The sequence below is a fragment of the Devosia sp. CAU 1758 genome, assembly GCF_054482695.1.
This window is the reverse complement of the sequence record NZ_JBTLRJ010000001.1, coordinates 1,087,201-1,108,926: the sequence shown is the minus strand read 5'-3', so window position 1 is coordinate 1,108,926 and position 21,726 is coordinate 1,087,201. Positions and strand designations below refer to the sequence as shown.

General features: G+C 62.4%; 23 protein-coding genes. 9 read left to right on the top strand and 14 right to left on the bottom strand.

Annotated elements, in window-relative coordinates; all coding sequences use genetic code 11:
* Positions 1-454: 454 nt before the first annotated feature.
* Both ACXYMS_RS05620 and ACXYMS_RS05615 read right to left on the bottom strand, forming a co-directional pair.
* Complete coding sequence (locus ACXYMS_RS05620; protein ID WP_458904399.1) at positions 455-2,458, bottom strand: AAA family ATPase; 2,004 nt, start codon at positions 2,456-2,458, stop codon at positions 455-457.
* Between the two features lie 93 nt (positions 2,459-2,551).
* Complete coding sequence (locus ACXYMS_RS05615) at positions 2,552-3,742, bottom strand: hypothetical protein (protein WP_458904397.1); 1,191 nt, start codon at positions 3,740-3,742, stop codon at positions 2,552-2,554.
* A 259-nt stretch (positions 3,743-4,001) separates the two neighbouring features.
* Between ACXYMS_RS05615 and ACXYMS_RS05610 the strand changes: the two genes are divergently transcribed.
* Complete coding sequence (locus tag ACXYMS_RS05610) at positions 4,002-4,250, top strand: hypothetical protein (RefSeq protein WP_458904395.1); 249 nt, start codon at positions 4,002-4,004, stop codon at positions 4,248-4,250.
* Positions 4,251-4,264: 14 nt separating this feature from the next.
* Here ACXYMS_RS05610 and ACXYMS_RS05605 read toward each other — a convergent pair whose 3' ends face one another.
* The 3 genes from ACXYMS_RS05605 to ACXYMS_RS05595 are packed head-to-tail and all read right to left on the bottom strand — an operon-like array spanning position 4,265 to position 6,024.
* Positions 4,265-5,062 carry an FG-GAP-like repeat-containing protein gene (locus tag ACXYMS_RS05605; RefSeq protein WP_458904393.1) on the bottom strand — a complete coding sequence of 266 codons (798 nt, stop codon included), beginning with the start codon at positions 5,060-5,062 and terminating at the stop codon, positions 4,265-4,267.
* Between the two features lie 2 nt (positions 5,063-5,064).
* Entirely contained in the window at positions 5,065-5,469 is a 405-nt protein-coding gene (locus ACXYMS_RS05600; protein ID WP_458904391.1) for a hypothetical protein, read from the bottom strand.
* Between the two features lie 21 nt (positions 5,470-5,490).
* Entirely contained in the window at positions 5,491-6,024 is a 534-nt protein-coding gene (locus ACXYMS_RS05595; RefSeq protein ID WP_458904389.1) for a peptidoglycan-binding domain-containing protein, read from the bottom strand.
* A gap of 158 nt (positions 6,025-6,182) precedes the next feature.
* Between ACXYMS_RS05595 and ACXYMS_RS05590 the strand changes: the two genes are divergently transcribed.
* Positions 6,183-7,973, top strand: a complete 1,791-nt coding sequence (locus ACXYMS_RS05590) for a hypothetical protein (RefSeq protein WP_458904388.1) — start codon at positions 6,183-6,185, stop codon at positions 7,971-7,973.
* A 27-nt stretch (positions 7,974-8,000) separates the two neighbouring features.
* On the opposite strand, the gene ACXYMS_RS05585 is transcribed toward ACXYMS_RS05590, so the two are convergent.
* The 8 genes from ACXYMS_RS05585 to ACXYMS_RS05550 form a co-directional block, all read right to left on the bottom strand.
* Positions 8,001-9,422, bottom strand: a complete 1,422-nt coding sequence (locus tag ACXYMS_RS05585) for a phosphohexomutase domain-containing protein (RefSeq protein WP_458904386.1) — start codon at positions 9,420-9,422, stop codon at positions 8,001-8,003.
* Positions 9,423-10,430 carry an SDR family NAD(P)-dependent oxidoreductase gene (locus tag ACXYMS_RS05580; protein ID WP_458904384.1) on the bottom strand — a complete coding sequence of 336 codons (1,008 nt, stop codon included), beginning with the start codon at positions 10,428-10,430 and terminating at the stop codon, positions 9,423-9,425.
* 20 nt (positions 10,431-10,450) lie between these two features.
* The gene (locus ACXYMS_RS05575) at positions 10,451-11,794 is read right to left on the bottom strand and encodes a UDP-glucose dehydrogenase family protein (RefSeq protein WP_458904383.1); all 1,344 of its coding nucleotides are present in this window, start codon (positions 11,792-11,794) and stop codon (positions 10,451-10,453) included.
* A 160-nt stretch (positions 11,795-11,954) separates the two neighbouring features.
* The gene (gene arfB, locus ACXYMS_RS05570) at positions 11,955-12,386 is read right to left on the bottom strand and encodes an alternative ribosome rescue aminoacyl-tRNA hydrolase ArfB (RefSeq protein WP_458904381.1); all 432 of its coding nucleotides are present in this window, start codon (positions 12,384-12,386) and stop codon (positions 11,955-11,957) included.
* An 8-nt stretch (positions 12,387-12,394) separates the two neighbouring features.
* Positions 12,395-12,625 carry a hypothetical protein gene (locus tag ACXYMS_RS05565; protein ID WP_458904379.1) on the bottom strand — a complete coding sequence of 77 codons (231 nt, stop codon included), beginning with the start codon at positions 12,623-12,625 and terminating at the stop codon, positions 12,395-12,397.
* Positions 12,625-14,616, bottom strand: a complete 1,992-nt coding sequence (gene thrS / locus ACXYMS_RS05560) for a threonine--tRNA ligase (RefSeq protein WP_458904378.1) — start codon at positions 14,614-14,616, stop codon at positions 12,625-12,627. Before thrS ends, ACXYMS_RS05565 begins: the two co-directional genes overlap by 1 nt.
* A gap of 344 nt (positions 14,617-14,960) precedes the next feature.
* A complete protein-coding gene (gene yidD / locus ACXYMS_RS05555) occupies positions 14,961-15,272 on the bottom strand; it encodes a membrane protein insertion efficiency factor YidD (RefSeq protein ID WP_458904616.1) in 312 nt (103 codons plus the stop codon).
* The gene (locus ACXYMS_RS05550) at positions 15,272-15,724 is read right to left on the bottom strand and encodes an iron-sulfur cluster assembly scaffold protein (RefSeq protein ID WP_458904376.1); all 453 of its coding nucleotides are present in this window, start codon (positions 15,722-15,724) and stop codon (positions 15,272-15,274) included. Before ACXYMS_RS05550 ends, yidD begins: the two co-directional genes overlap by 1 nt.
* Before the next feature lie 151 nt (positions 15,725-15,875).
* On the opposite strand from ACXYMS_RS05550, the gene folE reads away from it, so the two are divergent.
* From folE to hisI, 4 genes are all read left to right on the top strand, one after another.
* Positions 15,876-16,499: a GTP cyclohydrolase I FolE gene (folE, locus tag ACXYMS_RS05545; RefSeq protein ID WP_458904375.1), complete on the top strand. Its 624-nt coding sequence runs from the start codon at positions 15,876-15,878 to the stop codon at positions 16,497-16,499.
* A 48-nt stretch (positions 16,500-16,547) separates the two neighbouring features.
* Positions 16,548-17,126 (top strand): putative immunity protein, encoded by a 579-nt coding sequence (locus ACXYMS_RS05540; protein WP_458904373.1) that lies wholly within the window; start codon positions 16,548-16,550, stop codon positions 17,124-17,126.
* Positions 17,127-17,165: 39 nt separating this feature from the next.
* Complete coding sequence (locus tag ACXYMS_RS05535) at positions 17,166-18,002, top strand: helix-turn-helix domain-containing protein (RefSeq protein WP_458904372.1); 837 nt, start codon at positions 17,166-17,168, stop codon at positions 18,000-18,002.
* A 94-nt stretch (positions 18,003-18,096) separates the two neighbouring features.
* Positions 18,097-18,549 carry a phosphoribosyl-AMP cyclohydrolase gene (gene hisI, locus ACXYMS_RS05530; RefSeq protein WP_458904370.1) on the top strand — a complete coding sequence of 151 codons (453 nt, stop codon included), beginning with the start codon at positions 18,097-18,099 and terminating at the stop codon, positions 18,547-18,549.
* On the opposite strand, the gene ACXYMS_RS05525 is transcribed toward hisI, so the two are convergent.
* Positions 18,546-19,280, bottom strand: a complete 735-nt coding sequence (locus ACXYMS_RS05525) for a rhomboid family intramembrane serine protease (protein ID WP_458904368.1) — start codon at positions 19,278-19,280, stop codon at positions 18,546-18,548. The genes hisI and ACXYMS_RS05525 overlap by 4 nt on opposite strands.
* Positions 19,281-19,459: 179 nt before the next feature.
* Here ACXYMS_RS05525 and ACXYMS_RS05520 point away from each other — a divergent pair, with 179 nt between their 5' ends.
* The 3 genes from ACXYMS_RS05520 (at position 19,460) to ACXYMS_RS05510 (ending at position 21,631) form a co-directional block, all read left to right on the top strand.
* Positions 19,460-20,113, top strand: a complete 654-nt coding sequence (locus tag ACXYMS_RS05520; protein WP_458904367.1) for a PAS domain-containing protein — start codon at positions 19,460-19,462, stop codon at positions 20,111-20,113.
* 109 nt (positions 20,114-20,222) lie between these two features.
* The gene (locus tag ACXYMS_RS05515) at positions 20,223-20,855 is read left to right on the top strand and encodes a PilZ domain-containing protein (protein ID WP_458904365.1); all 633 of its coding nucleotides are present in this window, start codon (positions 20,223-20,225) and stop codon (positions 20,853-20,855) included.
* A gap of 161 nt (positions 20,856-21,016) precedes the next feature.
* On the top strand, positions 21,017-21,631 hold the full coding sequence (locus ACXYMS_RS05510; RefSeq protein WP_458904363.1) for a transglutaminase-like cysteine peptidase: 615 nt from the start codon (positions 21,017-21,019) through the stop codon (positions 21,629-21,631).
* Positions 21,632-21,726: the final 95 nt, after the last annotated feature.

The following is a 21,726-nucleotide window of genomic DNA, read 5'->3' as shown; positions in this document are numbered from 1 at the left end:
ATGCCGGAACGCCGTCGCTTCAACCGTTCGCCCGTTAGGGCCGCCTCCAGATTGGGGGCCTGCAGCGCGTGGAAGCTAGTACACGGGCCTATTTGTGGCAATTCCTGCCTTTTGGCGTGGTTACCAAAATTCGACGCATTGCCTGCCTCATGCCCGGCGAGTCGTGAAAGTATCGCGCACCTTCTGGCGAACGTGTACTCCGTCTCCGAGGCCAGCGGGTAGCCATCGAGGCCTCCCGTGTCGGACGGAACATGAGTTCCGTTGAACAACGGTCAAGTCCAGGTGAACGCTCGCCCTCAAGAGTTCGGGCTGTTGTTCGACGCGGCGTTGCCGGTAAAGGCGGCACGCGCCGAGCGCGACCATTTCAATCCAGCACAAACCGCTGCGGCATGGCCGCAGCGATTGACCTAAATAGCGCCATCGAGGTGATGGACTTGGAGAGCCCGGGGCTCTGTTACTCGGCGGCACCCTTGCCGATGAGCTTGGGACCTCGCTTAGTCTGGCCGCCGGGCCGGGTCCTTGCCCGGCCTGCCTTTACCTTGGTCCCCGCCGTGTGCTCAGGGGCCTTTTCGACCAGGAGATGCAGCGCGAGCAGGTCCTGCACCTCATCGGCCTTGAGCAGGCGCTTTTCGACCAAAGCGTCAGTCAGGACTGCGAGGGCCTCGCGGTGGTCGGCGAGCAGACGCAGGGCACGTGCCAACAGGCGCTTGATGGTGCGCTCGAGGAACACGGCCACCTCTTCGCTGCCGGGATCGAGCTGTCCCGCGATGCCATAGAGCCCCCAATGACAGCATGCCTGCCCGAGGATGGTCCGCGCCATCTCGATGTCCAAAGCCGCTCCGGAATGGCTGCCCCTCCCCAGCGTCAGGTCGGCCGCGCGTCCGCCGAGATAGGCGGTCGCCAGATCCTCGACTTCTGCCCGTGTGAGGGCCGACGTCAATTCTGCGGTTCGGGTCATGCCCCCTACCCTTCCGCTCGAGATGATGGAGACAGAAACCAGGTCGAGGCCGAGCAGGACCGCCACGAGCGCATGCCCCGCTTCATGGATGGCGACCTCCCGGATTTCGGCGGGGCCGCGGGTATCGGCCGGGGCGATGACCCCGAACAGGTCCGCGACACCAATCGCCCTGCCCTCGCGCCGCGCGACGGCCCGGGCCGTCCGCGCCCAGCCGGCGATCGATGCCGGGGTGGCGCCGAAGACGAAGCGCGCCAGGGGCTGCAGGGCGTCCCTTGATATCTCGGCCTTCACATGGTGCGCCAGGACATCGAGCGCCTCCTCCTCGGTCTGCGGCCCCAGAACGGTCACGCGCTGTTCGAGCCGCCCTCCCCGGACCAGGGCGGGATCGAGGAAATCATAGAGATTGGTGGCCGCCAAAAGCAGGACCCGCTTGCCGGAGAGGCGCAGCCGATCGATCTGCGTGAGCATCAAATTGACCACGGTGGTCCACCATTGGCGGTCACTGGCATCGAGCGCGATTCTCGACGGAAAACTGTCACATTCATCAACGAACCCAACCACTCGGTCAAACTTGAGCAATTCGTCGAAGTAACCGACAATGGCCTTGCTGACGCCGCCGAGATTGCCGTCGCTGGAATTGAACCAGTCCCCCAAGGAGGCTGACTGGAACCGCCAGCCGGCCGAGCGCGCCAGCGCTCCCGCGATGAGGGTCTTGCCAGTGCCCGGGGGTCCCTCGAGCACGCCGTGGCGCAGTTGGTCAGGCGACAGATCGCCCCTGGTCACGGCCTGGAGGTCTGCCAGCATATCCCGGGACCAGTCGGCGATCGCGGCCGGTAGTGGCAGGTCCTCGAGGCGCGGACCGATGTCACTTCCGGACTGGGACTTGAGGCGGACCTGCGCCACGTTGCGGATGCGCTCCACGCATTGGCCCGCGGTGCTCCCCTGGCGCAGGCAGAGGACAAGGTCGGGAAAGTCGAGCTCTGCCAGGTCCTCATCCTTGAGGCCTGTCGCCCGCTGGCCCGTGAACAGACGAATGGCAGCGCGCATCATTGCCGCATCGACCTGTGGCAAAGCCAGTTGGAAATCAACGGCCCGGGCAACGGCGGGCGGCAAGAGCTCCGATGCGTCGGTGCAGGAAATGATAGTATGCCCGCCATGGGATAGGCGGGCCAGCAATTGGACCAGCAACCAATCATTGCCGCTCTTGTTGCGCTCCGTCACGGTGACCGCGACCAGCTTGTCATAGGAGCGGCCAATTTCGTTGGAGACCGCCTTGGCCCAGGTCGCGGAGGGCGCCACGAGCTGGATGACCTGGGGCACCTCGCACTTGAGGAATTCACGGATCGCGGCCGTGTCGGCTGTCTTGAACAGCGCCGCAACCAGCGCCCGGTCGGCGCTCAGCGTCTTGCCCGAGGGCTTGGCCCCGATATCGGGCCTTTGGGGAGCGGCGTCTTCGCCGTCAGCGATCAGATAGTCGAAATCGTCGTGTTCGTCGGACATGGATGATCCTTTGGGGGCTGCGATCGCGCCGCGCCCTTCGTGTCAATGGTCTGGAGGATGGCAGGCGGCGGCGATGCCGCCCGAAGGGAGGGTCTATGGCCGTGGCGGGGCGGTCGGTTCGGCCGGGATCGGTTTCCACGCCCCTGCCCGGACGCGCGAGCCGGCCACGAAGCACCCGGCGGCGACGGCGGTGTCGAAGGCCAGGTCTTCGGTCAGCACCAGCACATCGCCCGTGGTGACCAAGCCGCCTTCGTGGAGGAGTTCCGTACGCAGGCGGAAGGGCGCACTACCGGAAGATGGGGCCGGATCGGGTCGTACCTGGCTTCCAGCCAGGACGATCCACTTGCCGTTTTCCTGGCGGGCCCTCGCCCTGATGCCGCAGGCATCAAGACTGAAGACACTCTCCATACCAGGTTCCTGCTCGAGGTCCGGTTCCGTAACTGGTGCCGGTACATCGGCGTGTGCGTCCGAACCAAACAGCCCCGCGGCAAGGACCCTTTCGAACACTGTGTCGACAAAGCCGGCGGCGCCGGCATAGGCAATTGGGCCCAGCCGGTCACCGACCGGCAGGGTATCGTTGACAAGGGCAAGATCCGTTTCCTTGACCACGCGACGGGCCGCAAGGCGCTCGCAGGCCCGCATCTGGGCCTCGCTCAGGGCCCCCTTACGGTCGACGGCGGCAATGATGCGCTCGGGCAGGCCGTGGCGGCGCAAATGGGCACCCCAGGCAATGCGGCAGGCCGTGTCACCGGAGCGCCCGACATAGACACCATCACAATAGATGGCGAAGTAGATGCCGCGCTGGCGCAAGCGCGCCTCCGTGACGAAGTAATTCCGGTCAATGCCGATGGCAAAGAAGATGTCGGGCTCAGGTGCCAGGACCTGCAGGTGGTGCACCTTGCCCCTGTCTCTGTGGTTCACCTGGTCCGCGAAACTCGGCCTGGCCCGAACCGGCTGGACACGGCGCGACACCAGGCTCTGGGCGTCGATGAGGCCTGGTTCGACGACGAGCACGCCGAGACGCAGCATGGCACCGATGGCCTGAGCCGGCGCTTCATGACGTTGCAGGATCGAGATGAGATCGCCCATGCTGGCCGAACCCGTCTCGTCGACAAGGGCGAGCACGGCGATCTGGGTGTCGAGATCGACGAGCGGATCGGCGACCAGTCCCGCGAGCGCCGCGGAGACCTCGTAGCACTGGAGGCCGGTGTCGATAGGGGTGGTGATATCGCTCGAAGCGGGCTTGCGGCCGGCATGGTCCGCGCCCAAAATGGCTTCAGCCATGGGTGTCTCCTGTTCACGCAGTGACTGCCCTTGGTTAGGCCGGCAGGGTGGTGCAAACACTCTGTCGGTCGCCTCTGGTCCTGGACTGGATCAGCGCCCCATATGGGGGCAACGGCCTCGGGATCGGCCCGGAATTGGGTCGATGGCGCAAGGTGAGCTCTTGGCCGTGCAGCTGTCAACAGAAAAATGTTCCGCCTTCGTTCATGCGGTTAACGGGAGGCGATCGCGGCTTGCATTGAGGCGACGCGCAGGTACCCTCATGCCGGTCGATCTGCCGCTATCGGCAAACGCGGATCTCTCGATCAAGGATCATCTGATGATGGCGGTCGGTGCATTAAGGCTTTCAGACAACGGCCGGTGCCCGACACATGGACCTCACCCAGCCGCCGAGAAATCGCATGTGTCGCTGCCACCGCACCTGCTGATCGTCACAACCGGTGAGGCCAAACCGGACATCACCCGCCTCGTTGCCAAAAGCGGCACGCGACGACATTGTCGGCCCGAATAAGACACCACCTGCCGCTATGGTGCGCCCAGCAATATGCGCGCCGAATATTCGCTGCGATTGGGTCGTCCGTTGCCGACGAGATCGGCTATGCCATCACAGTTGATATCGCCCGTGGTGAGCATCGCGAGATCGCGCGTGGGATCCGCGCTTGCCGCGACAGGCATGAAGCTGCCATCGACATTGAGATAGGCCGAGGCCCTGAAACGGGAATGGTGCATATGGTCCGGGGTCTGCACCAAAAGGAGCAGGTCCTTGGCGCCATCACGGTCCAGATCAACCATGGCGGCACCAATCAAGGGGTCGGTTCTCTTCATGCCAGCATGAAGATTGGCTGGCTGATGCGGTACCACTTCCGCAGTTACATCGGTGAATTGCCCATCATCATTGCGGAAAAGGCCGAAGCCGCTTGTATGCCAGCTGGAGTTTGAACTGGCGAAATAGCCGACCAGAATGTCCAGGTCACCGTCGTCATCGAAATCGATGAGCTCGACATTGGACGGCGCGGAATAGGTCCAGACCCCGCCACTGGAATAGCCAGAGTCTGCATCAAAACCCAATGCGTTCTGCAAGCCGTAAGCCGCCCAATGCCACTCATCCATCACATGCGTGCCCAGACGTGTGAATTGAAGCTGATCGAGTGACTTGCCTGGCTCACCCAGTGCAATGGCAAGCGTTCCGTGCTCACTTGCCCGAGCCGGAGGGATCTGCTTCTGGCGCACATAGTCGGTAGCGGTGATGAAGACGAAATCGTCCACATCGTCCCCGTTGAGATCGGCAGAATAGGCGTCGAAGATGACCTCGCTTGGCAGCACATTCAGCCGCACCCGTTCGGAAAACCCCCATTGCCGTCGCCAAGCACCGCGTAGCGCGCGTTCCCCGGGCCTTCCGATATGGCAAAGATGTCCGGCACCCCGTCGCCATTCACGTCTCCCACGAGCCCGCCATGCGCGTAAGTCTCATGCGGCGTGGCCCAGGCATCCCCGCCCTGGGGGATAACAATTTCATGCTCGGGACTGGGAACATATCCCATGCCATCCAGGCCATGGGGCGCCGTAAAGCCCACGAAGTCCGGCTTGCCGTCGCCATCGACATCCCGGATCGCGGCATTGCGAATGGAGCGTGACTTCGGAATATCGGTCGCAAGCTCCGCCAGGAACGCGCTTGCCTCGGCATCACCGGGGCGACCGCGAATGATATAGGGGTGCGCGTTGGAGTCCATGAACTGGACGAGAATGTCGTCTCAACCATCGCCGTCGAGATCGTGGACATAGGGATGGAGCACCGCGAGGTTCCGTTCCTCCCGCGCAGGCGTATCCGCCCCCTCGGCAAACGCATACTGCGCAGGGAACCAGACGTCCTTGCCGGCCTGGAAGCGCGCAGCAAGGTTCAATGGCCGGGCATTCTCGGATGGATATCGCGACAAGATCTCATTTTCGAGCGCCGCCAACAGCGTCCCGTAGTCCCGCACGCCCAATTGACCGGAAAATTCGCGCCCGAGCCCAGCATAGTACACTTCGAGAGCAGTCCGCGTCTTACTGCCCCATGCGCCATCCACCGGACCAGGATCGTACCCCAATAAGGTCTGGCTGACTGAACTGATGCAGTACCCTGAGCCAATGTCACGCCGGACGTTGAAGCCAATATTGCGAGAGTAATTGGACCAAGAAATGTCAATACTGCTCCCCCAGTTGAAGCCATTCGAACATTCAGGGGCGAGCATGTCAAATTTGATGGATATGTGCCGCATCTTGAAGCACACCGGAAGCGAACGCAATTCGACTCCATTCCTCTGCCGCCATCTATTGCCCCGACGTGACACGCACAGAAGGCCATCTGTGTCCTCAATTGCACATTCGACCAGGGACAGATAATTCTGTCCTTGAATGACAACGGGCACGCGCCCAAATGCCAAGCATGGAACGGGAGAACACCATGTTGATCAAGACGCACACCAGCCGCCGCATGGCGGCATTCACCGCTGCCTGCCTTATCGGCGTGGCCCTGCCCGCCGTAACCGTCGTCGCCAAGGAAAAGGTCAAGCCGGCTGCCGCGCAACCGGCCGCCCTCGAGGTTGACTACAGGGTCTCCATCCCGACCATTGATGCGGTGGATTCAAGCCTCTCCGATGCCATCCTGTCCGAAGTTCTCGGCGGCAATATCGTCGATCATGCAGAAGATCTGGCGGACCTCGACGCCACCAGCATCGCGGTGCCCGAGATCATCGTCAGCGTTACATCGCAGTCCGACGATGGCCCGGAGGAAGCCACCCTCACCTTCACCGACCTGATGCTCGATGACGTGACCGACGGCCAGGCCGCCACTGTGAGCCTCGCCGGTATCAGCCTGGTGACCGACGAAGGCACCTTCGAGTTTGGCGCCATGTCGGCGGCCAATCTCGATATTGGCGGCATCCTGGGGATTTATGGCCTGGTCGACCGTAGTGAGCAGACTGAACTCGAAATCATCTATACCGACCTCGTGGCCGAGGGCGGCACGCTCGTAGCCGAGGACATTTCCTGCACCATCGGCGCCATGACGGGCGCCGAGTTCAAGGGACGCCCCCTCAGGACCTCCTTTGGCGAGATGATGGCCATTGCCCAGTCCATGGAAGATGACCGGGAGGCCGCCGACCCGGTGCTCATGGGCCGCTTCGTCAAGATGTACGCTGACATCCTGACGGCATTTGAAACTTCCGAAGTCACCTTTGACGGCCTCTCCTGCGAGGGTATCGACGAAGAGGGGCAGGTCATGAGCTTCGCCTTGGCCGGCATGACGATGGGCGGCATGAGCCCCGGCGTCTATCCGTCCATTTCCATGGACGGGTTCAGCTTGGTGGTCGATGGCGACGGCGCGATGGCGCTCGACAACTTCACCGTGAAGCCGATGGACCTCAGCACCACCATCGCGACGCTGGAGGCCGCCCCCGAGGCCGTTAACGAGGCCTGGTTCGAGCAGAACGTACGCGCCCTGATCCCGGCCATGGAAGGCTTCTCGTTCAGCGGCCTCGATATCGATATTCCGGACCCCGACGCGCCGGACGCGCGCATCCAGGCCAAGATCGGTTCATTCGACCTAGCGCTGGCGGCCTATCTCAACGGCATCCCTACCGACCTCGATATTTCCGCGGCCAATATCCAAGCGCAGGTTCCCACCGATAGCGGCGACGACAGCTTCGAGCAGCTCCTTGCCCTGGGCATCACCGAGATCGATGCCGGCTTCCGTATCGCGGCCGCATGGGATGCGGCGACCGATACCATTGCGGTCGAGGAAGTGTCGATGAGCGCCGTCGATCTGGCGACGGTCGTGCTGGCCGGCACCATCGCAAACGCGACAGAGGAGCTATTTGCGCTCGACACGGACACCTCGCTTGCCGCGGGCATGGCGATTGCCATCAAAAATCTAGACCTCACCGTCACCGATGCCGGTCTGTCCGACATCATCCTGGCCGTGGTCGCTGCTGAACAGGGCGCCGATCCGGCAACGCTGCGCCCGGTCTTTGCCGGACTGGCCCAGGGCAGTGTTATCGGCCTGATGGCTGGTGCCGCCGATGCCGCCAAGCTTGGGGAAGCCATCAACGCCTTTGTCTCGGGCAAGGCCAAGACCCTGATCATCGGCATCGAGGCCAAGACCGAACCGGGCCTGGGCATGATGGACTTCATGGAGGCGGAAACCGATCCGACGACGCTTCTGGGCAAGGTCAGCATCCGCGCCGAGGCCAAATAGACCAAGAAGGGCCGCCCCCGGGCGGCCCTATCTCATTGATCGAAGACGACCCACTTCCCGTGCCGCGGTCTCCAGCCCCCAGGTCAGCAGCGTCCTTGCGGCCTCGGCGGTGTCGGCCTCCACATAGCACCGGAGTTCAGGGGCATTGCCCGAGGCCCGGAAATGCACCATGGCGCCGGACCGCGTCCAGAACTGCAGACCATCAATCGACGCCGACCGCGATATCCCGTGCGGCGCGAAGATCGACTCCGCATAAGCGTCGTCACCCTGTAGCCTCATGAGAAAGGAAGTGCTCTCTTCACTCGGCACGTCCTGGAGGCGATCCGCGAGGGCATGCTGCAATGGCAGCGCTGAAAGCAGCTGGGAAACCGGCTTTCGCTGCCGGACCGCTTCGCCCAGGGTGCACAATAGTGGCAGGATGGCGTCTCGCGTCGCCAGCGGTGCCACAGCTTGGCCATTCGCCGACAGTCCCCCACCGGTAAAGGTTCCGCCATTGGCCTCGAAGCCCACGACACCAGGCCCGGCCTCGGCCATTGCCCCGACCACATAAGGAGAACCAACGCGGGTACGCAGAACCTGTTCGAACAAGCCGGTGCGCTCGATCGCCGAATTGGAGGTCACCGGTGTCACCACCGTCCGGGCGCCAAGATAACGGGCCGTCAAAAGGCCCAACACATCGCCGCGCAGGAACTGACCGGCTTCGTCCATCAGCAGCGGACGGTCACCATCACCGTCGGCAGACACGACGGCGTCGAGACCGTGTTCCCGCACCCAGACTTCCATTGGCTCAAAGACCGGGTCCGCAAATGCCTCGGTATCGACCGGCACGAAACCCTCGATCCGGCCAAGCCGCACGACCGTGGCCCCGAAATGCTCCAGCACCGCGACCAGCAGGTCGCGCGCGACCGTGGAATGCTCGAAGACTCCGACGCGCATACCCGTCAGGGCGCCCTGCGGCATGAGGGCCGCGAAGTGGTTGAAATAACGCGACGCTGCAGCGTTTTTTTCATCGCGCAGAACAACATCGCTGCCCTCTATCGAGGCGTCGTCGAGTGCAGCGACAATGCCGGCTTCATCGACCTTGCTGATCTCGCCTGTGGGCAGGTAGAATTTGAGGCCATTGCGGTCGGCCGGAATATGGCTTCCCGTGACCATGATCGCCGCGCCACCCCGGGCCATGGCGTGCAGGGCCAGCGCCGGTGTCGGCAGCGTCCCGCAATCGACCGGCACCATGCCCGCCGCACTGATGGCGATGGCGCAATCTGCCATGATGGCAGGACTGGACCGCCGGAAATCAGCGCCGAGATAGACCTCACTTATGCCAGACATGGTCTGTCGTTGCGCATATCGCAGGAAGGCCGCGACGTAGTGCCGTGCCGCTATCCCCTCGAGATCTGTCGCCAGCCCTCGCAGCCCGCTTGTCCCGAACTTGAGGCTCGTCGTAGCCATCTAGCCTGCCCTCTCCGGTCGATATTCGCGGAACCAAGAGACGAACCGGTCTATCCCTTCGTCCAGCGGCGTCGCTGGCAGGTCGCCCACCAATGTCTTGAGCAGACCCGTGTCTGCCTCGGTCGCAACCACGTCGCCGGGCTGCATGGGCAACATGTTCAGTTTCGCCTTCCGATCCATAGCCCGTTCGATTGAGGCAATGAAATCCATTAGTTCGACCGGTCTTCCCCCACCGATATTGAGGAGGCGGAACGGGGCCACCGCGGAGAAACTGTCACCGTCTACCGGCTGCCCCATAACGGGTGCGCGGGACATGATCGCCGCCATCGCCGTCACCAGGTCTCCGACATAGGTGAAGTCCCTCTGCATCCGGCCATTGCCATAGACATCAATGGCCTCGTCTGCCGCTATGGCATTGGCGAATTTCAGAAGCGCCATGTCGGGGCGGCCATAAGGCCCGTAGACCGTGAAGAAGCGCACACAGGTCGAGGGGATCGCCCAAAGATGCGAATAGGAATGAACCAGCGCCTCGCAGGACTTCTTGGTCGCCGCGTAAAGCGACAGAGGCGCGTCCGCACGATGCACCTCGGCGTAGGGCATGGTCTGGTTACCGCCATAGACCGAGCTGGTGGAGGCAAAGACCAAGTGACCTGGTCGATGGCGGTGCAGGGTTTCCAGCAGATTGACCGTGCCCACCACATTGGACTGGATATAGCTCTGCGGGTTTTCGATGCTGTAGCGCACACCGGGCTGGGCCGCGAGGTGGAACACCACATCGGCCCTAGCTTCCGCGACGAAGGCCTCCAGCGCCGCCGGGTCGGTCAAATCGACCTTGGCGAACACGAACCTGTCCTCTGCCAGGAGCAGGTCCAGCCGCGTCTTCTTGAGGACGGGGTCATAATAGTTGGTGAGGGCATCGAGACCGAAGACCCCGTGCCCTGCTGCCAGAAGCTTGCGCGCCAGGTGAAAACCGATGAACCCGGCCACCCCGGTGACGAGGATCCTCATGCCGACGCCTCCCCTGTCTCTCACTCGGCTGCGTCGTGAATGGCGTCACCGGACTCGTTGTCGGAGCGACCGATGCTGACATAGGTGAAGCCGTGACGGCGCATTTCGTGCGGCCGGTAGACATTGCGCAGATCGATGAAAGCCGGCGATTTCATGAGGGTCTTCAGCCGCTCCAGGTCAAGGGAGCGGAACTCGTTCCACTCGGTGACCAGCACCAGGGCATCAGCCCCTTCGGCCGCCTCATAGGCGCTCTCGACGAATGTGACGTTTTCCATCATCTCTCGCGCGGCCTTCATGCCTTGCGGATCGAAGGCGACGACTCTGGCGCCGCGGTCCTGGAGCCCGCGGACGATATCGAGCGCCGGTGCCTCGCGCATGTCGTCGGTGTTGGGCTTGAAGGTCAGGCCGAGCACGCCGATGGTGCGGCCGCGCACATCGCCGCCACAGGCCGCGACAACCTTGCGCGACATGGCGCGTTTGCGCTGGTCATTGATGGAGACCGTCGTTTCGACCAGGCGCATCGGGCTACCGAAGTCCTGTCCGATCTTGACCAGGGCCGTGGTGTCCTTGGGAAAGCACGACCCGCCATAGCCGGGTCCCGCATGGAGGAATTTCGAGCCAATTCGGTTGTCGAGGCCGATGCCACGGGCCACCTGCTGCACATCGGCGCCAGTGGCTTCACAAAGATCGGCGATCTCGTTGATGAAGGTGATCTTCATGGCCAGAAACGCATTGGCCGCATATTTGATCAGTTCGGACGTCCGCCTGTCGGTGAAAAGCAGGGGCGCCTGGTTGAGGTAGAGCGGACGATAAACCTCCGTCATGACCTCGCGAGCGCGCTCATCATCAATTCCGATGACAATGCGGTCCGGACGCTTGAAGTCGTCGATCGCCGCGCCCTCGCGAAGGAATTCCGGGTTGGAAACCACCGCAACATCAGCGGCCGGATTGTCGTTCTTGATGATGTGGGCGACTTCGTCCCCTGTCCCCACGGGAACCGTGGATTTTGTGACCACAACCGTGAACCCGGAGACCGCGGCTGCGACTTCCCGCGCGACCGCATAGACATAGCTGAGGTCAGCATGACCGTCGCCGCGGCGGCTCGGCGTACCAACGGCAATAAAGACGACATCGGCCGCCGCAACGGCCGGCCCCAGTTTCGTGGTGAAGGCAAGGCGTCCGCCCTCGACATTGGTCTTCACCAGCTCGGAGAGGCCAGGCTCGTAGATCGGGATTTCCCCACGCTCCAGGGCCGTGATCTTGGCTTCATCCTTGTCGATGCACACGACATCGTGGCCGAAATCCGCGAGACAAACACCGGTGACAAGCCCGACATAGCCCGAACCAACAACTGCAATCTTCACTGGGGAGCACTCCGTTGCGCCGATCCCGCAAGAGGAGCGACCATGTTCACCTGAATTCCTGTCGTGCCGCGCGGCACGCTTCATTCAGCACAAAGCACTGGTGATAAATCAAGACCATGACATCATTTGCAACCCTGCCCTGCATTAACAGTAAATGGCGTCAGTCGCCCTCGCCAGGCCGCGTCCGCATCTGCTTTACGCTGGAGCGCGCCGCTTTCCCTTCGAGACGCCGCTTCTTCGACGCCAGCGTCGGTCGCGTCGCAAGGCGCGGCTTGGGCGCATAGGCGCCTTCGCGCAGCAAAGCAACCAGCCTGGCCTGTGCCTCTGCCCGGTTTAGCGGCTGGTCCCGATGCGAGTTGGAAGTGATGATGATCACCCCCTCCTTGGTCATGCGACTGCCCGCCAACGCGGCGACGCGTCGCTTCATCGGCTCCGGGATGTTTGGCGAGTTGAGAAGGTCAAAGCGCAGTTGCACCGCGCTTGCCACCTTGTTGACGTTCTGCCCGCCCGGCCCAGAGGAGCGGACAAAACTCTCATCCAGCTCGGCGGGATCAATGGAGACAGTTCGGGTGATGGCGATGAGTTCGGCCATAACGCCCCTCAGCGCTTCCAGCGACCGGTGAAATAGACTTCCTCGTCATGAATGACGCGGCCCTTCTCGGTCGTGCGGTATTTGCCCGGTACGCCTTCGGCCGCTTCGACCCACTTCTTCTTGAGCATGCTGGCAAAGACCTTCTCGCCGACATCCTTGAAGTCATCCGGGCCAAGGACCTTGTCCTCGCCCAGATGATAAAGAGCCTTCATTTCGCGATTGGACGGACGTTGTGGCATCAGGCGGCCTTTTCGGCGTCGTCCTTGAGGTCCGGCGGGGTCGCTTCAGCCATCAGGGAAACCAGGGCATCCATGAACGGCTCGACCTTCTGGCCCTCGGTGCCGAGTCGACGCACCGAGACAGTGCCTTCCTCGGCCTCGCGCTTGCCCACCACGAACATCAGCGGCACCTTCTGTACGGAGTGCTCGCGCACCTTGTAGTTGATCTTTTCATTGCGGGCATCGATCTCGGCGCGGATGCCGGCGTCGCGCAACTGGCGCACCAGCTTCTCCGCATAGCCATCAGCTTCCGACACGATAGTGGCAACCACAACCTGGGTTGGCGCCAGCCACATCGGCATCTTGCCCGCGTGGTTTTCGATCAGGATGCCAATGAAGCGCTCCAGTGATCCCAGGATCGCCCGATGCAGCATTACGGCGAACTGCCGCGAGCCGTCCTCGGCAACATAGGTCGCGTTGAGGCGCTCGGGCAGCACATAGTCGAGTTGCAGCGTCCCCACCTGCCAGGACCGGCCAATGGCGTCCTTGAGGTGGAATTCGAGCTTGGGCGCATAGAATGCACCCTCACCCTCGGCAATCTCGAAGTCATAACCCGTGGCGCGCAGGGCATCACCCAGCGCCTTTTCGGCGGCATCCCAGCGCTCCACAGTGCCGCCGAACTTCTCCGGCCGCGTGGCGAGCTTTATAACCACATTGTCAAAGCCCAGATGCCCATAGACCGAATAGAGCAGATGCACGAAATGCTCGGTCTCGGACTGGATCTGGTCCTCACGGCAAAAGATATGCGCGTCGTCCTGCGTCATCTGCCGCACGCGCATCAGACCATGCAGCGCGCCATGCGCTTCGTTGCGGTGGCAACAGCCGAATTCCGCCATGCGCAGAGGCAGATCGCGGTAGGACTTGATGCCCTGGTTGAAAATCTGCACATGTGCAGGGCAGTTCATGGGCTTGAGCGCAAGCAGGTCGCCGACATCCTCGAAGACCGGCTTGTTGTCTTCCGTATTCGGCACCTGGTCGGGCACCACGAACATGTTCTCGCGGTACTTACCCCAGTGCCCCGACTGTTCCCAGAACTTGGCATGCATCAGTTGCGGCGTTTTGACCTCGACATAGCCCGACTTGTTCAGCCGCCGGCGGATATAGGCTTCCATCTGGTTGTAGATGACGAAGCCGCGCGGGTGCCAGAATACCGAGCCCTGCGCCTCTTCCTGCAGGTGGAACAGGTCGAGGTCGCGGCCGATCTTGCGATGATCGCGCTTCTCGGCCTCCTCCATCATGTGGAGATAGGCCTCCAACTCTTCTTTCGTGGCAAAGGCCGTGCCGTAGATGCGGCTCAGCACCTCGCGATCGCTGTCGCCACGCCAATAGGCACCGGCCACTTTGGTCAGCTTGAAGGCCTGGCCGACATCCTTGACGGTCCGCATATGCGGACCCCGACAAAGGTCGATCCACTGCCCCTGCTTGTACATCTTGAGAGACTGATCAGCCGGGATAGCATCGACCAGCTCAACCTTGAAGTCCTCGCCCTTGGCCCGGAAGAAATCCTTGGCCTGGTCGCGGCTCCACACTTCCTTGGTGAAGGCAGCGCCGCGCTCGATGATTTCGCTCATCTTCTCCTCGATGACGCGCAGTTCGTCTTCCGTGAAAGGCCCGGCCTCGCGGTAGAAGTCATAGTAGAAGCCGTTATCGATCACCGGGCCGATCGTCACCTGCGTCTCGGGCCACAGCTCCTGCACGGCTTCGGCGAGCACATGCGCGGCATCGTGCCGGATCAGCTCCAGCACATCCTTCGAACCGCTGTCGCGCGTCACGAACTCGATCTTGCCATCGGCCTCCAGCGCATCGGAAAGGTCCGACAGCACGCCGTTCCACTTCATGGCCACAGTCTTCTTGGCCAGCGACTTGGAGATACCTTCCACGATCTCGGTGCCGGTAGTGCCGCGCGAATAGTCGCGAGCAGCACCATCGGGGAACGTCACCTTGATCGACATTTTGAGTCTCCATTGAACGGTATTATGTGCAGCGCCTGTCGCTACAAGGCGGCCTGAATAGCATGATTGCCCAACATTTCCAGTCTCTCTGGTTTAGAACCTACTGGCGAGGCATTCGGACCGGTCTGCTGTCGAATAGTCTTCGGGCCAATAATGCGTATCGTTGAGCTCGGTGTGAACAATGTCGGGCCCGTCTCGTAGCGGCGATGGAACGGATGCGCCAACTGAACGAAAAGCCGGCAATGGGGCGGCCAGGCACCTACCTCGACGACCTGATTACCCGCCGCAATTTCGTCTCTTAGTATCGCCATAAGGCTGGCGGACAATTCGGGGGGTGGGTTCATTTACCGCCACCGGCCATAGAGCCACGGCTTGTACCATCGCCCCGCCTCTGGCAGCGCGTCGGGGACGGGGTTATAGCCATGCGTTCCGCCCGGTCGGCACCGATAGATGCGCGCGAGGCCCATCCAGCCGCCCGGCCAGAACCCGTACTTCCAGATCGCGTCGCGCGTGAATTCCGAGCAGGTCGGCGCGTGCCGGCAACTGCGCCCGGTAAAGGCCGAAAGCGTGTAGCGATAGACCGTGATCAGGAACACAGCCGCGATTCTGAACGGCAGGTCGATGCACCGCCACATGAGGTCGATGACTCTCTCCATCACCGCCCCGCCGCAACCGCCTGTGACGACTCAAGCTTTTCGAGCGCCGCCGCCACGGCATCGAACACCAGCAGCGTCGAGACATGCCGGTTGGGATAGTCCCGCACCGGCTCGAGATATCTCAGGTCTTCCCATTTGCCCGAAGGCGGCGTGCCATCGGCCTTGAGCATGTCGTGCATTTCCTGCCGGACGGACAGGAACTCAGTCACCGGCGTGCCGACGATCTCCCGTGCCACCACCGCCGCCGAGGTCTGTCCCAGCGCGCAGGCGGAGATTTCGTGGCCATAGCCAGTGACAATTCCGTCCTTCACCCCGATATCCACCTCGATCACCGAGCCACAGACCCGGCTCACCTTGCGCGCACTCGCATCCGGCGCATGGAGCCGCGCAGGCTGCCGGGCGTTTCCCGCCAGATCGAGAATCCTTTCGGAATAGAGATCGCTCAGCTCCATAATCCCGACAATTCTGTTTCTTGTTCCGGTCTCGTTCCGCTTCTATATAGGACGTCTCCACTGGACTGTCAGGAGGTTGTGCTCCTGTCGAAATCTGACGCGTCGTTCGTCGCGTAGTGAGCAACGGTCGTAACGCAAGGAGCCGGACCCCATGGACGCCCAAGTCAAGCCGCTTGTCGCTGCGCAGAATGCCCAAACTCGCCCTGCCCGGCCGAGCCGGGAAGAGGCGGAAGCGGCTGTCCGCACGCTGATTGCCTGGGCTGGCGACGATCCGACCCGCGAAGGCCTGCTCGAGACTCCCGCGCGCGTCACCAAGGCCTATAGCGAGCTGTTTGCCGGCTATGACCAGGACGCTGGAGAGGTGCTCTCCAAGACCTTCAAGGAAGTAGGCGGCTATGATGACCTGGTCCTGGTCAAGGGCATTCCCTTTTACGCCCACTGCGAACACCACATGGTGCCGTTCTTCGGCCAGGCGCATATCGCCTACCTGCCGCATGACGGCGTGGTTGGCCTCTCCAAACTCGCCCGGCTGGTAGAAGTTTTTGCAAGGCGCCTCCAGACCCAGGAAACCATGACGGCGCAGATCATCGACGCCATCAACGAAAATCTTGGGCCCCGCGGCGCCGCCGTCATGCTGGAAGCCGAGCACATGTGCATGACCATGCGCGGCGTAAGGGCTCATGACGTCAAGACCGTCACCCATCGGTTTACCGGCGTCTTTGCCGAGGACCGCGTGGAGCAGGACCGGTTCTTTGCCATGGTGGGCCGCAAATAGTCCGCTACGCTCAGCTTGATTTTCTGTCCGGCGTGTTATTGGCAATGCATGGCGCAATCTTCCCAAACCCTCAAGGAGTCCGATCGGCGGCTGGTCGCCGCCTGGGCGGCGGATTGCGCCGAACGGGTGTTGCACCTCTTTGAAGCCGCCTCGCCGGGCGATCATCGCCCAAGGACCGCCATCGCCAGGGCCCGCGCTTTCGCCCGCGGAGAATTGAACACCGCCACTGAAATTCGGAAGCGTTTCGGCGGGGGTAGTGCCGCGCGCGATGCGGCAACGCCGGCCGCAGCCGCCGCAGCGAGGTCCGCAGGCCAGGCCTCGGCAGTTTGCCATATGGGTGCCCACGCCTTGGGCGCGGCTGCTTATGCCGCCCGGGCAGTGGGCCTTTCTGTGCCCGGCGGGCCAGATGCCATTGCCGCTGAAGTTCATTGGCAAAGTCAGCACATGTCGAAAGAGGTCCGCGCTGCGCTTGTCACTCTGCCTCCGATAGGCGAGGACCGCTCGGGGCCGCTTGGGCCCGGACTTCTCGCCACGGGACAGATGCTGACAATCATCCAGACCCTCCAGTCAAAGATCTCCGCCACGACCCTTGCTGATGACAAGCACGATCAAGTGGACCTGCGCTGAACGTGACATAGACTACGCGCCTCAAACCGAGTCCGTGCCATGTCCGTTATTGCCGAAATGCTCTGGGTTCTAGAAAGCCGCTCGCGCGAGCCGTTGGACTTGGAGGAACTGGCATCGGTTACCGGGCGGTCCAAAAGCTATCTTTCAAGGCTCTTTCCCTTGGTCACCGGTCACTCCGTCACCGGCTACCTGCGGGCACGACGCCTGAGCGAAGCTGCGCGTGTTCTGGCCGATGGCGCCCCCGACATCCTGTCGGTGGCTCTGGATTCCGGCTACGGCTCGCATGAGGCATTCACCCGCGCCTTTCGCGATCAGTTCGGGGTCACCCCGCAAATGGTCCGCCAGCGGCGTAGTCTCGATGGTATCATGCTCGTGGAGCCTCTCAGAATGGATACGACCACCTCTGCCCCTGTTGCACCGCCTCACTTTGAAAAACGGCCAGAAATGCATTTCGCTGGCATTGCCGACCGCCACAAGATGAGCATGCCAGTTGGCATTCCCGAACAGTGGCGGCGCTTTCAGCCCTATATCGGCAATCTCGACGGCGCCATTGCCGGAGCCGCCTATGGTCTTGTCGGCGACATCACCTCCGAAGGCCTCTTCGACTATCTCGTCGCCGTGGAAATGCGCGCCGGGGCCGAGGTGCCGCCCGAAATCACCATGGTCACGGTGCCTGCCCTGCGCTGGGCCCGGTTCACGCATGCCGGCCACGTCTCGGCCCTGCGCCAGACCATCGGCGCCGCCGAACAATGGCTGACGGCCAATGGCCACGAGCCGAGCGAAGCAGTCCACAGCTTCATCGAATATTACGGCCCCCGCTTTGACACCCGCACCGGCAGCGGCGATGTCGAAGTCTGGTTCGGCCTGGCACCCTGACTATCCAGCGCTGCATGGACCACCCGGCTTGTCTGGGTGGTCCATGCAGCCTATGGATTGCCCTTAGCTATCGGCCCCCAGACTGCAGGCAAATATGACCCCCACCTTCACCGACCCCAAGGCACTCGACCACGATGCTCTCGAGGAAGGCAGCGTCTTCGCGCCGGGCTTTGACGCCCACGGTCTGCTGACAGTGGTGACAGTCGAGGACGGCACCAACACCGTGCTCATGGTCGCGCACATGAATGCCGAGACCCTGTCGCTGACGCTGGAAACCGGCATCGCCCATTATTGGTCCCGCTCCCGCAAAGCAGTCTGGAAGAAGGGCGAAACCTCAGGCGAGCTACAGGAGGTGATCGAACTGCGGACTGATTGCGACCAGGATTGCCTTGTCATGCTGGTGCGCCAGACCGGCCGTGGCGCTGCTTGCCACACCGGCCGCAAGAGCTGCTTTTATCGCAAGGTCGTGTCAGCCGACGGAACACCCGCGCTTGAAGACACCGGATTGCCTCGCCTGTTTGATCCCAAGGCCGTTTACGGCAGCTAGATCCTCCGCTCGAACAGCCCGACCAGCAGGAACCCGGCGGCGAACCCGCCAAGGTGGGCCTGCCAGGCTATGCCGAGCGAGGTGCCGGTCAGGAGCGGTACCAGCGGCACCAGGGCATTGAGCAGCAGCCAGATCAGCGTGAACCAGCGCGAGGGTGGATTGGCGAAGACGCCCGCGATGCTCGCCAGCCGCCGGCCCAGCATGACCGGCTCCCCGGTCTCTGGATGACGACCCATGAGCACCGGCTGGAACATGAACCGTATAGCCGCCCCGGTCAGCCCTGCCACACCGCCCGAGGCACCGATCAGATAGACCTGGCTATAAAGCGTGCTGACAGCAAAAAGCGCCGCGCCACCAGCCGCCGAGAGCAGGAACAGCGCCAGCATCGGCCCTGCCCCATAGCGCCTGACCACCGGAGTTGCAAAAATGACCAGCCAGGCCAGATTGATCAGCAGGTGATCCCAACCGGCATGCAGGAAGGCATGCGAGAACGGCGTCCACAACAGTGGGATCGCGATGCCCGGATCCATCCCACCCAGCACAATCCGGTAGGGCTGGAAGGCGAACCAGAACAGCAGTTGTGTCTGCCCGTCCGGGTTAAGAACCAAGGTTGACGCAAGATGAATGGTGACGAGGACACCAGCCAGAATGGTAATGGCATTGGGTAGCAGGAAGACCGGCTCACGCCCCTGAGGCCCCGGCGCGACGGGCTTTTGGTCTTGTTCACTCATCGATGATGTCCTGAAACAGCGAGCCGGAGCCGGGTTGGTTCAGCTTTTCCACATTTGGCCACAGACGTTAACCTTAACTATTCTTTAAGCGCGCCTTCGGGGCCGCATTTTGCGATTGTCAGGGGCGCGGCGGACTCCCTTTGAGGACGCCCTATCGACTCCAGATGCGGACTTAAATGATGCAGATGCCGAGCACGAAGACCCTCTATACCTACTGGAACACGATTCGTGGCTCCCGCAGCGCGCCTGACCGTCGCGACATCGACCCCACACGCATCCGTGAGGCACTAGCCAACACCTTCATTCTCGAACTGGATGGACAGGACAAGTTTTCCTTCCGTCTCGCCGGGTCGCACCTGTGCACCAGCTATTGCCGCGAACTGAAGGGCCGCTCCTTTTCGGCGCTCTGGCATGATCGCGACGGCGACGCCATGGACACCCTGCTCCGCGCCGTGACCGAAGACCACGCCGTTGCGCTGGTGACATTCCAAGGCACCACGGCCCTCCAGACCAAGGTCACCTTTGAGACCATCCTCATGCCGCTGCGTCACAACGGCTCGACCCACACCCGCATCCTGGGCGCCATGACGTCCCTCGATGAGCCCTACTGGCTCGGTGTACAGCCGGTTCTCGAACAGCGGATCACTGGCCTCCGCCTGATCTGGCCGGACGAGATCTCGGCCGAGGAAACCGCGCGCGAAGTTCTCGCCAGCGTCGTCAACGATGTCGATTTCGCGCCCTCCGGCGCCGCTTCCGGCATGCCGACGACGGTCTTTGGCCGCACGGCGCGCCGCTACGCGCACCTTGCAGTGATCGACGGTGGTCGCAACTAGACAAATAGTGGGCCTTTGAGTCTTTTCGGCGCGCCGAGTCTCATCAAGCGTTAACCAAGAGCCGCTAACGTTGCTGTGGATTTCCCCAGTGCGTGGAACAGGTTGACGCATGCTGACTGACGACACTACAGCGCCTCAGAGAGCCCTCAGCCTGCATTCTGGTGCCGGCGACAGGCGTTTCCAACGCGTCAGCGTGTCGATCCTCGGCCGCTACATGCTGGCCGACCGCCGGGAATTTCCCTGCCAGGTCCTCTCGATGTCCCCCGGGGATGCGGTGGTCATCGCCCCTGTGCCCGGCATCATCGGCGAACGCATCATTGCCTATCTCGATCACCTGGGCCGCATTGAAGGCACGATCCTCTCGCAGGTCGATGGCGGCTTCGTCATGGACATCGCCGCCTCGCCGCGTAAGCGCGACAAGATGGCTGCCCAGCTAACTTGGCTAGCCAACAAGGACCTGCTCAATCTGCCCGAAGACCGGCGGCACGAGCGTGTCGTCCCCGATATCCGGCATTCCACCGTCGTGCTCGACGATGGCCGCCGCTACAACTGCAAGATCATCGACATCTCGCTCTCGGGCGCGGCAGTTGAATTGGACGTGCGCCCCGCCATGGGCACGCCCATCACCCTTGGCCGTATGCGGGCCCGCGTCGTCCGCCACTTTCAGAACGGCGTGGCTGTCGAGTTCGCGGCCGCCCAGGAAATGCTCACCGTCGTTCAGCAGAACCTGCGCATGAACTGAGGCGCCAAACGGCGCCTGCCCAGGCCAGTATGCCCAACCAGTTTCACATGGTGAATCAATCCCTCCAACTATCGATAAAACACGCATAAAAACTGCGTGGTAGTTTTCGGATCGGGGCAACAGCGCGCCCCTAATGTGGTCTCCATCAGGGAGACTACACGATGTCATTCAACAAGAAGGGGCTGCTCGCAGGGCTGATTTTCGCCCTCGCCGCACTGACCCCGGCCGTCGCACTCGATCTCAGCAATGTCGCCTTTGTGCAGACCGCCTCGGGCACCACCTCCATTCCGGTGGGCCATCTCGAATTCTGCTCCAAGCATCCGGGCGATTGCCGCCCCAATGATCGCGTCGTCCCGGCCATGGCCTTGACCGACAGCACCTGGCAGCAGCTGGTCTCGGTCAATGCCTATTACAATCAGAACGTGGTTCCGGTCACCGACCAGGACCTCTACCAGGTTGCCGAGTTCTGGACCTATCCGAACGGCTATGGCGACTGCGAGGATTTTGCGCTGGCCAAGCGCCGCGACCTCATCAACTCCGGCTGGCACCCCTCGACGCTGATGATCGCCGTGGTCAAGGAGGCCAATGGCAACGGCCACGCGGTGCTTCTGGCCCGAACCGATCGCGGTGACCTCGTGCTCGACAACCAGGATGGCGCGATCCACCTCTGGAGCGACACCCCCTACAAGTTCATCAAGCGCCAGTCCCAGGCCAATGCCGGCCAATGGGTCGACATGATCGACGATCGCGTCCTCGTGGTCGCTGCCGCCAGCTGATCAGTTTCCGGACCCCGCCCCAAGCCTATCCCTGATAGGGGTCTGAAGAGAAAGGCCGGCCCGCGCAAGCGGAGCCGGCCTTTCTGTTTCCCGGA

Excerpts from the sequence above, each read along its gene's own strand:
- ACXYMS_RS05585 (WP_458904386.1), bottom strand. The coding sequence starts at position 9,422 with ATGGCTACGACGAGCCTCAAGTTCGGGACAAGCGGGCTGCGAGGGCTG.
- folE (WP_458904375.1), top strand. The coding sequence starts at position 15,876 with ATGGACGCCCAAGTCAAGCCGCTTGTCGCTGCGCAGAATGCCCAAACT.
- ACXYMS_RS05590 (WP_458904388.1), top strand. The coding sequence starts at position 6,183 with ATGTTGATCAAGACGCACACCAGCCGCCGCATGGCGGCATTCACCGCT.
- ACXYMS_RS05510 (WP_458904363.1), top strand. The coding sequence starts at position 21,017 with ATGTCATTCAACAAGAAGGGGCTGCTCGCAGGGCTGATTTTCGCCCTC.
- ACXYMS_RS05535 (WP_458904372.1), top strand. The coding sequence starts at position 17,166 with ATGTCCGTTATTGCCGAAATGCTCTGGGTTCTAGAAAGCCGCTCGCGC.
- ACXYMS_RS05620 (WP_458904399.1), bottom strand. The coding sequence starts at position 2,458 with ATGTCCGACGAACACGACGATTTCGACTATCTGATCGCTGACGGCGAA.
- ACXYMS_RS05565 (WP_458904379.1), bottom strand. The coding sequence starts at position 12,625 with ATGCCACAACGTCCGTCCAATCGCGAAATGAAGGCTCTTTATCATCTG.
- ACXYMS_RS05610 (WP_458904395.1), top strand. The coding sequence starts at position 4,002 with ATGCCGGTCGATCTGCCGCTATCGGCAAACGCGGATCTCTCGATCAAG.
- ACXYMS_RS05540 (WP_458904373.1), top strand. The coding sequence starts at position 16,548 with ATGGCGCAATCTTCCCAAACCCTCAAGGAGTCCGATCGGCGGCTGGTC.
- ACXYMS_RS05520 (WP_458904367.1), top strand. The coding sequence starts at position 19,460 with ATGCAGATGCCGAGCACGAAGACCCTCTATACCTACTGGAACACGATT.
- ACXYMS_RS05615 (WP_458904397.1), bottom strand. The coding sequence starts at position 3,742 with ATGGCTGAAGCCATTTTGGGCGCGGACCATGCCGGCCGCAAGCCCGCT.
- thrS (WP_458904378.1), bottom strand. The coding sequence starts at position 14,616 with ATGTCGATCAAGGTGACGTTCCCCGATGGTGCTGCTCGCGACTATTCG.
- ACXYMS_RS05600 (WP_458904391.1), bottom strand. The coding sequence starts at position 5,469 with ATGGACTCCAACGCGCACCCCTATATCATTCGCGGTCGCCCCGGTGAT.
- ACXYMS_RS05525 (WP_458904368.1), bottom strand. The coding sequence starts at position 19,280 with ATGAGTGAACAAGACCAAAAGCCCGTCGCGCCGGGGCCTCAGGGGCGT.
- ACXYMS_RS05515 (WP_458904365.1), top strand. The coding sequence starts at position 20,223 with ATGCTGACTGACGACACTACAGCGCCTCAGAGAGCCCTCAGCCTGCAT.
- ACXYMS_RS05580 (WP_458904384.1), bottom strand. The coding sequence starts at position 10,430 with ATGAGGATCCTCGTCACCGGGGTGGCCGGGTTCATCGGTTTTCACCTG.
- arfB (WP_458904381.1), bottom strand. The coding sequence starts at position 12,386 with ATGGCCGAACTCATCGCCATCACCCGAACTGTCTCCATTGATCCCGCC.
- yidD (WP_458904616.1), bottom strand. The coding sequence starts at position 15,272 with ATGGAGAGAGTCATCGACCTCATGTGGCGGTGCATCGACCTGCCGTTC.
- hisI (WP_458904370.1), top strand. The coding sequence starts at position 18,097 with ATGACCCCCACCTTCACCGACCCCAAGGCACTCGACCACGATGCTCTC.
- ACXYMS_RS05550 (WP_458904376.1), bottom strand. The coding sequence starts at position 15,724 with ATGGAGCTGAGCGATCTCTATTCCGAAAGGATTCTCGATCTGGCGGGA.